Here is a 13,009-nt window from a genome sequence, read left to right as displayed (position 1 = left end):
CCCTCGGAACACAGCAGGTGAAGGGGATCTTCCGGGTTCCGGCCAGCCTATGTACCAGCCATTGGCCCGCCATTGGCCCGCGTTCTGTATCAGCCATTGATACGCGCGGACGACTCCCTACGCCGGTCTGAGAGAATTGGGACTGTGATCTCCCGAATCGATCTGCGCGGCGACGCCCTTCCCGAGGGCCCCGCCCTGCGCGACCTGCTGCCCCGAGCCGACTTCGACGTCGCGGCCGCCCTGGAGAAGGTGCGTCCCATCTGCGAGGCCGTGCATCATCGGGGTGACGCGGCGCTGATCGACTTCGCCGAGAAGTTCGACGGAGTACGGCTGGAATCCGTCCGTGTCCCGGCCCGGGCGCTCACCGACGCGCTCGACGGCCTCGACCCGGCCGTGCGCGCCGCCCTGGAGGAGTCCGTCCGCCGCGCCCGCCTCGTCCACCGCGCGCAGCGCCGGACCACGCACACCACCCAGGTGGTGCCCGGCGGCTCGGTGACCGAGAAGTGGGTGCCGGTCGAACGCGTCGGGCTGTACGCGCCCGGCGGCCGGTCCGTCTACCCCTCCTCCGTGATCATGAACGTCGTACCGGCCCAGGAGGCCGGCGTCGGGTCCATCGCGCTCGCCTCCCCGCCGCAGGCGGAGTTCGGCGGCCTCCCGCACCCGACGATCCTCGCCGCCTGTGCGCTGCTCGGCGTGGACGAGGTGTACGCCGCGGGCGGCGCCACCGCCGTCGCGATGTTCGCGTACGGCACCGAGTCCTGCCCGCCCGCCAACATGGTCACGGGCCCCGGCAACATCTGGGTCGCCGCCGCCAAGCGCTACTTCACCGGCAGGATCGGCATCGACGCCGAGGCCGGCCCGACCGAGATCGCGATCCTCGCGGACGCCACCGCCGACCCGGTGCACGTCGCCTCGGACCTGATCAGCCAGGCCGAGCACGACCCGCTCGCGGCGGCCGTCCTCGTCACCGACTCCGCCGAGCTGGCGGACGCGGTCGAGAAGGAGCTGGAGCCGCAGGTCGCGGCCACCAAGCACATCGAGGACCGGATCGTGCCCGCGCTCAAGGGCCGGCAGTCCGCGATCGTCCTCGTCGACGGCGTCGAGGAGGGCCTGCGGGTGGTCGACGCGTACGGCGCCGAACACCTGGAGATCCAGACCGCCCGGGCCGCCGAGGTGGCCGACCGGGTGAAGAACGCGGGCGCGGTCTTCATCGGCCCCTGGGCCCCCGTCTCGCTCGGCGACTACGCCGCCGGGTCCAACCACGTCCTGCCCACCGGTGGCTGCGCCTGCCACTCCTCGGGCCTGTCCGTCCAGTCGTTCCTGCGCGGCATCCACATCGTGGACTACAGCAGGGAGGCGCTCGCCGAGGTCGCCCACCACGTGGTGACGCTGGCGGAGGCGGAGGACCTGCCGGCGCACGGCGCGGCGGTCAAGGCGCGGTTCGGATGGAAGGTTCCGGCGGACAAGTGAGCTTCGGCATCGACGACCTACCCGTACGGGACGAGCTGCGCGGCAAGTCCCCCTACGGCGCGCCCCAGCTGGACGTGCCGGTACGGCTGAACACCAACGAGAACCCCTACCCGCTGCCCGGCCCGCTGGTCGAGCGGATCGCGGAACGGGTGCGGGAGGCGGCCCGCGACCTGAACCGCTACCCCGACCGGGACGCGGTCGAGCTGCGCACCGAGCTGGCGAGGTACCTGACGAGGACCGGCGGGCACCCGCTCGGCACCGAGAACGTCTGGGCCGCCAACGGTTCCAACGAGGTCATCCAGCAGCTGCTCCAGGCCTTCGGCGGCCCGGGCCGTACGGCCCTCGGCTTCGAACCGTCCTACTCGATGCACGCCCTCATCGCGCGCGGCACCAACACCGGCTGGGTCGCCGGCCCGCGCAACGAGGACTTCACCCTCGACCCCGCCGCCGCGGAGCGGGCGATCGCCACGCACCGGCCGGACGTCGTCTTCATCACCACCCCCAACAACCCCACCGGCAACGCGGTGCCGGCGTCGACCGTCGTCGCGCTGTACGAGGCGGCCCAGCGGGCGAAGCCGTCGATGGTCGTCGTGGACGAGGCCTACGTCGAGTTCAGTCATGGCGAGTCGCTGCTGCCCCTGCTGGCGGACCGCCCCCACCTGGTCGTCTCCCGCACCATGTCGAAGGCGTTCGGCGCCGCCGGGCTCCGCCTCGGCTACCTCGCCGCGCACCCCGCGGTCGTCGACGCCGTCCAGCTGGTGCGCCTGCCCTACCACCTGTCGGCGATCACCCAGGCGATCGCCCTGGCCGCCCTGGAGCACACCGACACGCTGCTGGGCTACGTCGAGCAGCTGAAGGCGGAACGGGACCGGCTGGTCACCGAACTGCGCGCGATGGGCTACGAGGTCACCGAGTCCGACGCGAACTTCGTGCAGTTCGGCCGCTTCGAGAACGCCCACGACGCCTGGCGGCGGATCCTCGACCGGGGCGTCCTGGTCCGGGACAACGGCGTACCGGGACGGCTGCGGGTGTCCGCCGGCACCCCGCAGGAGAACGACGCGTTCCTCGACGCGGTACGGGACTTGAAGAAGGAGTTTGAGGCATGAGCCGCATAGGACGCGTGGAGCGCACCACCAAGGAGACCGCGGTCCTGGTCGAGATCGACCTCGACGGCACGGGACGGACCGACATCGCCACCGGCGTCGGCTTCTACGACCACATGCTCGACCAGCTCGGCCGGCACGGTCTGTTCGACCTGACCGTGAAGACCGACGGCGACCTGCACATCGACTCCCACCACACCATCGAGGACACCGCCCTCGCGCTGGGCGCCGCCTTCAAGCAGGCGCTCGGCGACAAGGTGGGCATCTACCGCTTCGGCAACTGCACGGTCCCGCTGGACGAGTCCCTCGCCCAGGTCACCGTCGACCTGTCCGGCCGCCCGTACCTCGTGCACACCGAGCCCGAGAACATGGCATCCATGATCGGCGCGTACGACACGACGATGACCCGGCACATCCTGGAGTCGTTCGTCGCCCAGGCGCAGATCGCGCTGCACGTGCACGTGCCGTACGGACGCAACGCGCACCACATCGTGGAGTGCCAGTTCAAGGCGCTCGCCCGGGCGCTGCGCTACGCCAGCGAGCGCGACCCGCGCGCGGCCGGCATCCTCCCCTCCACGAAGGGCGCGCTCTAACCCATGACCGGTCTGTCGACCCTCCTGATCGTCGTCGGCCTCTTCCTGGCCGGCGGGATCATCTCCTTCGTCAAGCAGAAGATGCCCGCGAGCCTCATCGTGCTGCTCTCCATCGGGGCGGCCCTGTGCCTCGTCGCGGGCGTCATGCGGCTGGAGGTGTGGAATTGAGCACCAAGAAGGTCGTCGTCTTCGACTACGGCTTCGGCAACGTCCGCTCCGCCGAGCGCGCCCTCGCGCGCGTGGGCGCCGACGTCGAGATCACGCGTGACTTCGACCGGGCGATGAACGCCGACGGGCTGCTGGTGCCGGGCGTCGGCGCGTTCGCGGCCTGCATGGACGGCCTGCGCGCCGCCCGGGGCGACTGGATCGTGGACCGCCGGCTGTCCGGCGGCCGCCCCGTCATGGGCATCTGCGTCGGCATGCAGATCCTCTTCGCGCGCGGCATCGAGAACGGGGTCCGGGCCGACGGCCTGGACGAGTGGCCCGGCACCGTCGAGCCCCTCCAGGCCGACGTGGTGCCCCACATGGGCTGGAACACCGTCGACGCGCCCGCCGGCTCCGAGCTGTTCGCCGGCCTCGACGCCGGTGCCCGCTTCTACTTCGTGCACTCCTATGCCGTCCACGAGTGGACCCTGGAGAGCCACAACCCGGTGATCGAGGCGCCCAGGGTCACCTGGTCGACGCACGGCAAGCCGTTCGTGGCCGCCGTGGAGAACGGCGCCCTGCGGGCGACCCAGTTCCACCCCGAGAAGTCCGGCGACGCCGGTGCCCAGCTCCTCACCAACTGGATCGGAACCCTGTAGACCATGGCCAAGCTCGAACTCCTCCCCGCCGTCGACGTACGCGACGGCCAGGCCGTACGCCTCGTCCACGGCGAGTCCGGGACCGAGACGTCCTACGGCTCCCCGCTGGAGGCCGCCCTCGCCTGGCAGCGTTCCGGCGCCGAGTGGCTGCACCTGGTCGACCTGGACGCCGCGTTCGGCACCGGCGACAACCGCGCCCTGGTCGCCGAGGTCACCGGCGCGATGGACATCGAGGTGGAGCTGTCCGGCGGCATCCGCGACGACGACACCCTGGCCGCCGCCCTCGCCACCGGCTGCACCCGGGTGAACCTCGGCACGGCCGCCCTGGAGACCCCCGAGTGGGTCGCCCGGGTCATCGCCGAGCACGGCGACCGGATCGCCGTCGGCCTGGACGTGCGCGGCACGACCCTGCGGGGCCGCGGCTGGACCCGCGACGGCGGCGACCTGTACGAGACGCTGGAGCGCCTCGACAAGGAGGGCTGCGCCCGTTACGTCGTCACCGACATCGCCAAGGACGGCACCCTCCAGGGCCCCAACCTGGAGCTGCTGAAGAACGTGTGCGCCGCCACCGACCGCCCGGTCGTCGCCTCCGGCGGCGTGTCGTCCCTGGACGACCTGCGCGCCATCGCGGGGCTGGTGCCCCTCGGCGTCGAGGGCGCCATCGTCGGCAAGGCGCTGTACGCGAAGGCGTTCACCCTGGAAGAGGCTCTGGAGGCGGTGTCCCGGTGAGTGACGTACGGCGTGTGACGACGGGCGCGCCCTGGGAGGAGCAGTTCGGCTACGCCCGCGCGGTGGCGCTGCCCAACGGCCTGGTGCTGGTCTCGGGCTGCACCTCCATCGTGGACGGCCAGATCGCGGGGGGCGGCCCCTACGAGCAGGCGGTCAACGCCTTCGACGTGGCGCTGACGGCGCTGGAGAAGGTGGGGCTCGGCCGGGACGACGTGGTACGCACCCGCATGTACCTCACGCACGCCCGGGACGTGGACGAGGTCGGCCGTGCCCACAAGGAGCTGTTCGACAGCGTCCGGCCCGCCGCATCCATGATCATCGTCTCGGGTCTCGTCGACCCCAGTCTGGTCGTCGAGGTCGAGGTGGAGGCGTTCCGCTCCGGCGGAGAACCCGGGGTGCCCGCATGACCCTGGCCGTACGAGTCATCCCCTGCCTGGACGTGGACAACGGCCGGGTCGTCAAGGGCGTCAACTTCCAGAACCTGCGCGACGCGGGCGACCCCGTCGAGATGGCCAAGGTGTACGACACCGAGGGCGCCGACGAGCTGACCTTCCTGGACATCACCGCCTCCTCCGGCAACCGGGAGACGACCTACGACGTGGTGCGCCGCACCGCCGAGCAGGTGTTCATCCCGCTGACGGTCGGCGGCGGTGTCCGCACGGCGGAGGACGTGGACAAGCTGCTGCGGGCGGGCGCCGACAAGGTGGGCGTCAACACCGCGGCGATCGCGCGTCCGGAGCTGATCCGCGAGATCGCCGAACGCTTCGGGCGTCAGGTGCTGGTCCTCTCGGTGGACGCGCGGCGCACCCCCGGCGGCACCTTCGAGGTGACCACCCACGGCGGCCGGCGCGGCACGGGCATCGACGCCGTGGAGTGGGCGCACCGGGCGGCCGAGCTGGGCGCGGGGGAGATCCTGCTGAACTCCATGGACGCGGACGGCACGAAGGACGGCTACGACCTGGAGATGATCGCGGCGGTCCGCAAGCACGTGACCGTCCCGGTGATCGCGTCCGGCGGCGCCGGCGCCCTCGCCGACTTCCCGCCGGCCGTCGAGGCGGGCGCGGACGCGGTGCTGGCCGCGTCGGTGTTCCACTTCGGCGACCTGCGGATCGGCGAGGTGAAGCAGACCCTCCGGGAGGCCGGGCACCCGGTGCGGTGACCCTCCGGAGCCCCGGAGCGGATACGAAAGAGAAGCTGTGCAACGTTAATTGCGCAACTTCTCTTTCGTATCTAGGGTGAGGGCATGCCGAGCGAAGAGAACCGCCGCATCACGGACGTGGGCACGCTGAAGGCCCTCGCGCATCCCCTGCGCGCGGATCTGTACCGGCTGCTGTGCGTCGAGCGGGTCGCCACGGCCTCCCAGCTCGCCGAGCACGTGGACGAGGCCGTCTCGCTGGTCAGCTACCACCTGCGCAAGCTCGCCGGGCACGGGCTGATCGAGGAGGCCGAGCCGCAGACCGGGGACGGGCGGGAACGCTGGTGGCGGCCCGCCTCGGACGGGGTGAGCATCCGGGGCGAGGACTTCCGGGGCGAGCCCGGCAGGGCCGCGGCGCATCTGGCGGCCACGCGCCTCTTCCACGACCAGCGCGCCGACCACTACCGCCGGTACCTGGACGAGCGGCCCACCTGGACCCCCGAGTGGAATACCGCGTCCCTCGACAACGAGTCCTGGATGCGGCTGACCCCGGCGGAGCTCGCCGCGCTGAAGCAGGAGCTGGAGGCGTTGCTGCGCCGGTACGACGAGCGGGCCCGCGCCGCCGAGGCCGCGGGCGACACCGAGGGCCGCGAACGCGTCGCGCTGTTCGCGTACGGCTTCCCCTTCCGGGTCTGACCCCCGCCCGACCCACGTCGATTCGTGCCAGGTCTACGTCCGATTCGCGCCCGGTCCGCGTCGGTTCGTGCCGGTTCGCGTCGGATCCGTGTCTGAGAGGACCTCTCCGTGACCGCCACCGTCCTGCCCCCCGCCCCCGCCAGGCCCGACCGCCCCGCCCACCGCGACCCCGACGTCCTGCGCTGGCTCGGCGCCTACACCTCCTCCATGCTCGGCGACAGCGTGTACTACCTGGCCCTGTCCTGGGCCGCCGTCCAGGCCGGGAGCCCGGCGCGGGCCGGCCTGGTGATGTCGGCCAGCGCGCTGCCCCGGGCGGTGCTGCTGCTCGGCGGGGGAGTGGTCGCCGACCGGCTCGGCCCCAGGAGGGTCGTCATCGGCAGCGACGCGGTGCGCTGCGCCGCCGTCCTCACGGTCGCCGCCCTGCTGTTCCTCACCAGCCCCGGACTGTGGCCGCTCGCCCTGCTCGCGCTGGTCTTCGGCACCGTCGACGCCGTCTTCCTGCCCGCCGTGGGCGCCCTCCCGGCCCGGATCACCGGCACCGGCCAGCTCGCCCGCGTGCAGGGCATGCGCGGACTCGCCATCCGGTTCGCGAACGTCGCCGGGGCCCCGCTCGGCGGCCTCGGCGTCGCGGTCGGCGGTGCGCCGGCGGCCTTCGCCCTGGCGGGCGTGCTGATCGCCGTCTCGGTGCCGCTGCTGATCTCCGTCCGCGTCCGGGACCAGCCCGCCGACCGGACGGACGCCCCGCGCGGCACCGCCTGGAGCGAGCTGCGGGACGGCCTGCGCCACATCCGCCGCCACCGGGTCCTCGCCCCGCTGATGCTGGCCATCGCCCTCGGTGACTTCGGCTTCGTCGGCCCGCTGAACGTCGGCCTGACCCTGCTCGCCGACCGGCGCGGCTGGGGCGCCCCCGGGATGGGCTGGGTGCTCGCCGGGTTCGGCGCCGGCGCGGGTGCCGCCTCGCTGCTGCTGGCCGTGCGCGGCCGGGTGCCCCGCGCGGGGCTGGTCACCGGGTGCGCGTGCGTCGCGGGCTCCGTCGCCATCGGCGCCCTCGCCTTCGTGCCCGCGCTCGCCGCCGCCGTCGGGGTGGCCCTGCTCGTCGGCCTGCTCGCCGGGCTCAGCGGCGCCCTGTGCGGAGCCCTGCTCCAGACCCAGGCCGACCCCGCCTACCTCGGCCGGGTCACCGCCGTGGCCGGCCTGGTCAGTCTCGGCCTCGCCCCGCTGAGCATGCCGTTCGCCGCCGCCGCGATCGGCGTCTGGGGCCTCGGGCCGGTCTTCGTGGTCAGCGCGGTCGTCTGCGGCCTCGGCGGGGCCGTCGCCCTCCTCGTGCCGGGCCTGCGCCGCGCCGAGATCCCGGGCTGACGCCGCCTCACTCCTTCGGCTGCACCAGCTGCACCAGATTGCCGACGGTGTCGTCGAACACCGCCGCCAGCACCGGCCCCTGGTCCCGCGGGGGATGCGTGAACCGGACCCCGAGCCCGCGCAGCCGCTCGTACTCGGCCCGGATGTCGTCCACGGAGAAGACGATGCACGGCAGCCCCGCCTCGTACAGCGCCCTGCGGTACGGCCCCTCGCCGGGCTCCAGCAGCAGCTGGAGATCCGGCTGGGCCCCCTGGGGCGCGCCGACGGTGACGAACAGCGTGCCACCGCCGAGGTCCATGTGGAGCCGGGTCTCGAAGCCGAGGACGTCCGTGTAGAAGGTGTGCGCCCGTGCCACGTCGTCCACGTAGACGCCGGTCATCGCCACCTTGATCACGGGGGCGCCCCTCTCAGATGCCCAGCTGCCGGGACTCGTGCAGCGTGGTGATCGCGTCCGCGTCACCCTCCAGGTCCACCCGGGCCGCGCTCTGCCGGCCGAACGCGAACATCAGCAGCTCCGACGGCTCACCGGTCACCGTCACCACCGGAGTGCCCCGGTGCGCCACCACCGTCTGCCCGTCCGGGCGGCGCAGCACCAGCCCCGTCGGCACGCCCCGCCCCATCAGCCGCGCGGCCCGCTCCAGACGGGACCACAGCGCGTCCTGGAAGACCGCGTCCAGCTCCCGCGGACTCCAGCCGGGCTGGGCGCGGCGGACGTCCTCGGTGTGGACGTAGAACTCGATGATGTTGGCGGCCTCGTCGACCTGTTTGAGCTGGAAGGGTGAGAAGCGGGGCGGGCCGGTCCGGATCAGCCGGATCAGCTCCTCGTACGGCTTGGCGGCGTACTCGGCCATCACCTTCTCGAGACGGGGCGCGAGCTGCTTGACCAGCGTGCCCCCCGCCGCGTCGGGGCGGCGCTCGCGCACGACCACGTGCGCGGCCAGGTCCCGGGTCCGCCAGCCCTCGCAGAGTGTCTCCGCGGCCGGGCCGACGGTTTCCAAGAGGTCGGCGAGAAGAAGCCGTTCACGCTTGGCGAAGGTCGACATGCAGCCAGCCTACGGCCCCGCCGGCGGTCCTCCCAGCCGCCACCCGCCCATCTCCCTCCCCGGAGGGCGCCGCCGGCGCCCTGACCATTCCCCGGACGCCCCGGCCGCCCGGCCGGCCCCGCGCGGCACAATGGCACCCATGACCAGTACGACCGGCACGCCCCGGCCCAGCAGCCTCGACCCGGAGATCGCCGCGCGGCTCAAGCGCAGCACCGACGGGCTCGTCCCCGCCATCGCCCAGCAGTACGACACCGGCGAGGTGCTCATGCTCGGCTGGATGGACGACGAGGCACTGCACCGGACGCTGACCACGGGCCGCTGCACCTACTGGTCCCGCAGCCGCGGGGAGTACTGGGTCAAGGGCGACACCTCGGGCCACTTCCAGTGGGTGAGGTCGGTCGCGCTGGACTGCGACGCCGACACGCTGCTGGTCAAGGTGGACCAGGTGGGCGCCGCCTGCCACACCGGTGCCCGCACCTGCTTCGACGCGGACGTCCTCCTCGAAGCCGCCGATTCCGGCCCGACCGCCTCCGCTCAGTAAGGTCAGCGGCCATGGACCTCGAGACCTTCCGCAAACTGGCCGCCGACCGGCGTGTCATCCCGGTCACGCGCAAGCTCCTCGCCGACGGCGACACCCCGGTCGCGCTCTACCGCAAGCTCGCCGCCGAGCGCCCCGGCACCTTCCTGCTGGAGTCGGCGGAGAACGGCCGGTCCTGGTCCCGCTACTCCTTCGTCGGGGTCCGCAGCGCCGCCACGCTCACCGCACGCGACGGCCGGGCCCACTGGCTCGGCACCCCGCCGGTCGGCGTCCCCGTGGACGGCGACCCCCTCGCGGTCCTGCGCGCCACCCTGGAGGCCCTGCACACCCCGCACCAGGAGGGCCTGCCGCCCTTCACCGGCGGCATGGTCGGCTATCTGGGCTACGACATCGTCCGCCGCCTGGAGAACATCGGCCCCGGCGAACGCGACGACCTGCGGCTGCCCGAGCTGACCATGCTGCTGACCAGCGACCTCGCCGTGATGGACCACTGGGAGGGCTCGGTCCTGCTGATCGCCAACGCGATCAACCACAACGACCTCGACACCGGCGTGGACGAGGCGTACGCGGACGCCGTCTCCCGTCTCGACGCCATGGAGGCCGACCTCACACGCGCGGTCGCCCAGCCCCCGGCCGTCCTGCCGCCCTCCGAGCTGCCCGACCACACCGCCCTGTGGGGCGGCCCCGACTTCCGGCGGGCCGTCGAGGACATCAAGGAGCGCATCCGCGCGGGCGAGGCCTTCCAGGTCGTGCCCTCCCAGCGCTTCGAGACGCCGTGCACGGCGAGCGCCCTGGACGTCTACCGGGTCCTGCGGGCCACCAACCCCTCGCCGTACATGTACCTCTTCCGCCTCGACGGGTTCGACGTGGTCGGCTCCTCCCCGGAGGCCCTGGTGAAGGTGGAGGACGGGCGCGCGATGGTCCACCCCATCGCCGGCACCCGGCACCGCGGGGCCACCCCGCAGGAGGACCAGGCCCTCGCCGAGGAACTGCTCGCCGACCCCAAGGAGCGCGCCGAGCACCTGATGCTCGTCGATCTCGGCCGCAACGACCTCGGCCGGGTCTGCGAGCCCGGCTCGGTCGAGGTGGTCGACTTCATGTCCGTCGAGCGCTACTCGCACGTGATGCACATCGTCTCGACCGTCACCGGCAAGGTGGCCCCGGGCCGCACCGCCTTCGACGTGCTCACCGCCTGCTTCCCGGCGGGCACCCTCTCCGGCGCCCCCAAGCCCCGGGCGATGCAGATCATCGACGAGCTGGAGCCCTCCCGGCGCGGACTGTACGGCGGCTGCGTCGGCTACCTCGACTTCGCCGGCGACTCCGACACCGCGATCGCCATCCGTACGGCCCTGCTCCGCGACGGCACCGCGTACGTCCAGGCCGGCGCCGGCATCGTCGCCGACTCCGACCCGGCCGCCGAGGACCTGGAGTGCCGCAACAAGGCCGCGGCGGTGCTGCGGGCGGTCCACACGGCGAACCGGCTGAGCCGGTAGGACGCCCGCCACGGGAGCCCCGGGTGACGGTTCGCCCGGGGTTCAGGCGATAGTGGAGTACGTGACTGCCGTTCCTCACCCCCGTTCCGAAGCCGCCGCACCCGCCCGGTCCGGCCGGCGCAGCCTCGCCGTGGCCCTCCTGTGCGGTGCGCTCGGCGCGGCCGTGACGCTGCTCGCGACCCGGCAGCGCTGGGCGGAGGGCACCGCGACGGTGGCCGGCGGCGCGTTCCCGCTGACCGCCAGGGGCAGCGACGTCACGGGCGTCCCCGCGGCCCTCGCCATAGTGGGCCTCGCCGCGCTCGTCGCCGTCTTCGCCGTCCGCCGGGCCGGCCGCCTCGCCGTCTCCGGGCTGCTCGCGCTGTCCGGTGCCGGGATCGCCGCCGCCGCCCTCGTGGCCGCCTCCGACAGCTCCGCGCTGGACGAGAAGGCCGCCAGGGTCAGCGGCGACACCTCCGCCACGGTCGACGCGCTCACCCACACCGCCTGGCCCTACGTCGCCGTCGCCGGCGGCCTGCTGATCCTGCTCGCCGGGCTGCTCGCCCTGCGCTACGGCCGGTTGTGGCCCGCGATGTCCGGCCGCTACGAGCGCGGCACGCCCCGCCCGCGGCGCACGGCCCGGCCCGCCGACCCGGAGCGGCCGGAGGAGATCTGGAAGGCCCTGGACCGGGGCGAGGACCCGACCGGCGCCTGAGCGGGGAGCCGCGGGCGCGGGCGGATGCGGCCCGGTGTGGTGAAACAGACGCCACCCCAGCGTCCGGCGGCCACACGCGTACGGGACAATGGACGGCGAGCGTCCGGCTCGGACAGTGACGGGCGGGCTCGCAACCGTACGGACACGACGTACGACGCGTACTACGACGCACACGTACACAGCAACGAGGAGCAAGTCATGGCGGGCAGCAGCCACGGTCACACCCCGGCCGCCTGGACCGGTGTCATCATCGCCTTCATCGGTTTCTGCGTCTCGGGCGCCTTCATGGTGATGGCCCAGCCGGCCGGCTTCTGGGCCGGCATGGTGATCGTGGTGCTCGGCGGCGTCGTCGGCGCCATCATGCGTGCCATGGGTCTCGGCCAGCCGAAGGCGTCCCGCCCCGCCCCGCACACCGCCCCCGCCGCGACCCGCGAGCCGGCCGGCGCCGAGAGCTGACCGGCGCGCGCGACGCTTGCCCGAGGGGCGGCCCGGACCCCGACAGGGAACCCGGCGCCGCCCTTCACCGTTCCCGGGCCTTCACCCTTCCGGGCCGGTCCGTATCGGCCCACCCGTGGGGCCGGCCCTGACCCGAGCTTCCCGGGTCCGGCGCTCACCTGCCCCCGGGGGTCCGGTGCCCACCCGCCCCGCCGGGGCCGGTCCGTATCCGGCCCCTCTACGGTCCGGCCCCCGCGCGCCTCTCCGGGGTTCGTCCCGCCGCCGTCCCTCGGCGGCCGGGTCCGCGCGCCGGCCCTCCGGGAACCGGTCCGCACGCCGGCCGTCCGGGGGACCGGGACCGGCCCCCTCCGGACGCGCCTGCTGCGGGTCTGCCCTCGCGCCCGGGGCGACCTGACCCGGACGCCTCCGCGTATGACTGTCGGTCCGCGTCTTCCCGCCGGGGTCCGGTCCTCCCGGGGCCGGGCCGTATCCGGCTCCCGCCGGGGTGCCGTCCGCACCCCGCCCCCCCCGAGAGCCGGTCCGCAGCGGCTCTCCGGGGTGCGGCCCCCTGCGGACGCGCCCGCTGACGGTCGCCCGCGCTGACCCGGCCGGTCCCGGGCCCCGCCGGGTATGTCTGTCGGTCCGGCGAGGCCGACGGCACGGCGCCCCGCTCGCCGGGGGCGCGCCGGCGCCTGCCGCCGCCCGGCCGGACGGGGCACACGCGCGTGCCGGCCGGACCGGGCACCTTTCCGCCCGGCCGTGTGCGGCCCCGCTCGTCCCTCAGCCGGATGTGCGGCCCCCCCGGCCGGACGCGCTCCGCGCGCGCGTGCCCCGGCCGCGGGGGAGACTTCCCGGGTGAACGCCGACAGCCGACCGGCCCCGCCGTGGGCTCCGCGGAGCCTTCCGCGCCCCGCCCCGCCC

Annotated in this window: 16 protein-coding genes; 14 read left to right on the top strand and 2 right to left on the bottom strand. The window is 73.9% G+C overall.

Features of this window, described 5'->3' with window-relative positions; all coding sequences use genetic code 11:
- Window positions 1-144 precede the first annotated feature (144 nt).
- The 10 genes from hisD (at window position 145) to AB0F03_RS00500 (ending at window position 7,888) form a co-directional block, all read left to right on the top strand.
- Window positions 145-1,470 carry a histidinol dehydrogenase gene (gene hisD, locus AB0F03_RS00545; RefSeq protein WP_361984678.1) on the top strand — a complete coding sequence of 442 codons (1,326 nt, stop codon included), beginning with the start codon at window positions 145-147 and terminating at the stop codon, window positions 1,468-1,470.
- The gene (locus AB0F03_RS00540) at window positions 1,467-2,576 is read left to right on the top strand and encodes a histidinol-phosphate transaminase (protein ID WP_361984676.1); all 1,110 of its coding nucleotides are present in this window, start codon (window positions 1,467-1,469) and stop codon (window positions 2,574-2,576) included. The genes hisD and AB0F03_RS00540 overlap by 4 nt, the downstream gene beginning before the upstream one ends.
- Complete coding sequence (gene hisB / locus AB0F03_RS00535; RefSeq protein WP_361984673.1) at window positions 2,573-3,166, top strand: imidazoleglycerol-phosphate dehydratase HisB; 594 nt, start codon at window positions 2,573-2,575, stop codon at window positions 3,164-3,166. Before AB0F03_RS00540 ends, hisB begins: the two co-directional genes overlap by 4 nt.
- A 3-nt stretch (window positions 3,167-3,169) precedes the next feature.
- Entirely contained in the window at window positions 3,170-3,334 is a 165-nt protein-coding gene (locus AB0F03_RS00530) for a hypothetical protein (RefSeq protein WP_361984671.1), read from the top strand.
- Window positions 3,325-3,969 carry an imidazole glycerol phosphate synthase subunit HisH gene (hisH, locus tag AB0F03_RS00525; protein ID WP_361984668.1) on the top strand — a complete coding sequence of 215 codons (645 nt, stop codon included), beginning with the start codon at window positions 3,325-3,327 and terminating at the stop codon, window positions 3,967-3,969. Before AB0F03_RS00530 ends, hisH begins: the two co-directional genes overlap by 10 nt.
- Before the next feature lie 3 nt (window positions 3,970-3,972).
- Window positions 3,973-4,698: a bifunctional 1-(5-phosphoribosyl)-5-((5-phosphoribosylamino)methylideneamino)imidazole-4-carboxamide isomerase/phosphoribosylanthranilate isomerase PriA gene (gene priA / locus AB0F03_RS00520; protein ID WP_361984665.1), complete on the top strand. Its 726-nt coding sequence runs from the start codon at window positions 3,973-3,975 to the stop codon at window positions 4,696-4,698.
- Window positions 4,695-5,105, top strand: a complete 411-nt coding sequence (locus AB0F03_RS00515; protein ID WP_361984662.1) for a RidA family protein — start codon at window positions 4,695-4,697, stop codon at window positions 5,103-5,105. The genes priA and AB0F03_RS00515 overlap by 4 nt, the downstream gene beginning before the upstream one ends.
- Entirely contained in the window at window positions 5,102-5,857 is a 756-nt protein-coding gene (hisF, locus tag AB0F03_RS00510) for an imidazole glycerol phosphate synthase subunit HisF (RefSeq protein ID WP_361984659.1), read from the top strand. Before AB0F03_RS00515 ends, hisF begins: the two co-directional genes overlap by 4 nt.
- A gap of 84 nt (window positions 5,858-5,941) precedes the next feature.
- Window positions 5,942-6,529, top strand: a complete 588-nt coding sequence (locus AB0F03_RS00505; protein WP_361984656.1) for a helix-turn-helix domain-containing protein — start codon at window positions 5,942-5,944, stop codon at window positions 6,527-6,529.
- A 108-nt stretch (window positions 6,530-6,637) separates the two neighbouring features.
- Entirely contained in the window at window positions 6,638-7,888 is a 1,251-nt protein-coding gene (locus tag AB0F03_RS00500; RefSeq protein WP_361984653.1) for an MFS transporter, read from the top strand.
- A 7-nt stretch (window positions 7,889-7,895) separates the two neighbouring features.
- On the opposite strand, the gene AB0F03_RS00495 is transcribed toward AB0F03_RS00500, so the two are convergent.
- Window positions 7,896-8,282: a VOC family protein gene (locus tag AB0F03_RS00495; protein ID WP_361984649.1), complete on the bottom strand. Its 387-nt coding sequence runs from the start codon at window positions 8,280-8,282 to the stop codon at window positions 7,896-7,898.
- A 13-nt stretch (window positions 8,283-8,295) separates the two neighbouring features.
- Window positions 8,296-8,931, bottom strand: coding sequence for a TIGR03085 family metal-binding protein (locus AB0F03_RS00490; protein ID WP_361984646.1), 636 nt, complete (start codon window positions 8,929-8,931; stop codon window positions 8,296-8,298).
- A gap of 139 nt (window positions 8,932-9,070) precedes the next feature.
- On the opposite strand from AB0F03_RS00490, the gene hisI reads away from it, so the two are divergent.
- The 4 genes from hisI to AB0F03_RS00470 all read left to right on the top strand — a co-directional run bounded on the left by hisI (window position 9,071) and on the right by AB0F03_RS00470 (window position 12,109).
- Entirely contained in the window at window positions 9,071-9,472 is a 402-nt protein-coding gene (gene hisI / locus AB0F03_RS00485) for a phosphoribosyl-AMP cyclohydrolase (protein ID WP_356820814.1), read from the top strand.
- An 11-nt stretch (window positions 9,473-9,483) separates the two neighbouring features.
- Entirely contained in the window at window positions 9,484-10,962 is a 1,479-nt protein-coding gene (locus AB0F03_RS00480; protein WP_361984643.1) for an anthranilate synthase component I, read from the top strand.
- Window positions 10,963-11,014: 52 nt separating this feature from the next.
- Window positions 11,015-11,653, top strand: a complete 639-nt coding sequence (locus tag AB0F03_RS00475; protein ID WP_361984641.1) for a TIGR02234 family membrane protein — start codon at window positions 11,015-11,017, stop codon at window positions 11,651-11,653.
- 198 nt (window positions 11,654-11,851) lie between these two features.
- Window positions 11,852-12,109 carry an HGxxPAAW family protein gene (locus tag AB0F03_RS00470; RefSeq protein WP_361984638.1) on the top strand — a complete coding sequence of 86 codons (258 nt, stop codon included), beginning with the start codon at window positions 11,852-11,854 and terminating at the stop codon, window positions 12,107-12,109.
- Window positions 12,110-13,009 lie beyond the last annotated feature (900 nt).

Origin of the sequence: Streptomyces sp. NPDC028722 (genome assembly GCF_040637655.1) — a bacterium.
In the GTDB taxonomy this organism is placed as follows: Bacteria; Actinomycetota; Actinomycetes; order Streptomycetales; family Streptomycetaceae; genus Streptomyces.
The sequence above is the reverse complement of the archived record's forward strand: the minus strand, read 5'-3'. Positions and strand labels throughout refer to the sequence as shown.

Excerpts from the sequence above, each read along its gene's own strand:
- hisI (WP_356820814.1), top strand. The coding sequence starts at position 9,071 with ATGACCAGTACGACCGGCACGCCCCGGCCCAGCAGCCTCGACCCGGAG.
- AB0F03_RS00530 (WP_361984671.1), top strand. The coding sequence starts at position 3,170 with ATGACCGGTCTGTCGACCCTCCTGATCGTCGTCGGCCTCTTCCTGGCC.
- AB0F03_RS00480 (WP_361984643.1), top strand. The coding sequence starts at position 9,484 with ATGGACCTCGAGACCTTCCGCAAACTGGCCGCCGACCGGCGTGTCATC.
- hisB (WP_361984673.1), top strand. The coding sequence starts at position 2,573 with ATGAGCCGCATAGGACGCGTGGAGCGCACCACCAAGGAGACCGCGGTC.
- AB0F03_RS00505 (WP_361984656.1), top strand. The coding sequence starts at position 5,942 with ATGCCGAGCGAAGAGAACCGCCGCATCACGGACGTGGGCACGCTGAAG.
- hisF (WP_361984659.1), top strand. The coding sequence starts at position 5,102 with ATGACCCTGGCCGTACGAGTCATCCCCTGCCTGGACGTGGACAACGGC.
- priA (WP_361984665.1), top strand. The coding sequence starts at position 3,973 with ATGGCCAAGCTCGAACTCCTCCCCGCCGTCGACGTACGCGACGGCCAG.
- AB0F03_RS00490 (WP_361984646.1), bottom strand. The coding sequence starts at position 8,931 with ATGTCGACCTTCGCCAAGCGTGAACGGCTTCTTCTCGCCGACCTCTTG.
- AB0F03_RS00470 (WP_361984638.1), top strand. The coding sequence starts at position 11,852 with ATGGCGGGCAGCAGCCACGGTCACACCCCGGCCGCCTGGACCGGTGTC.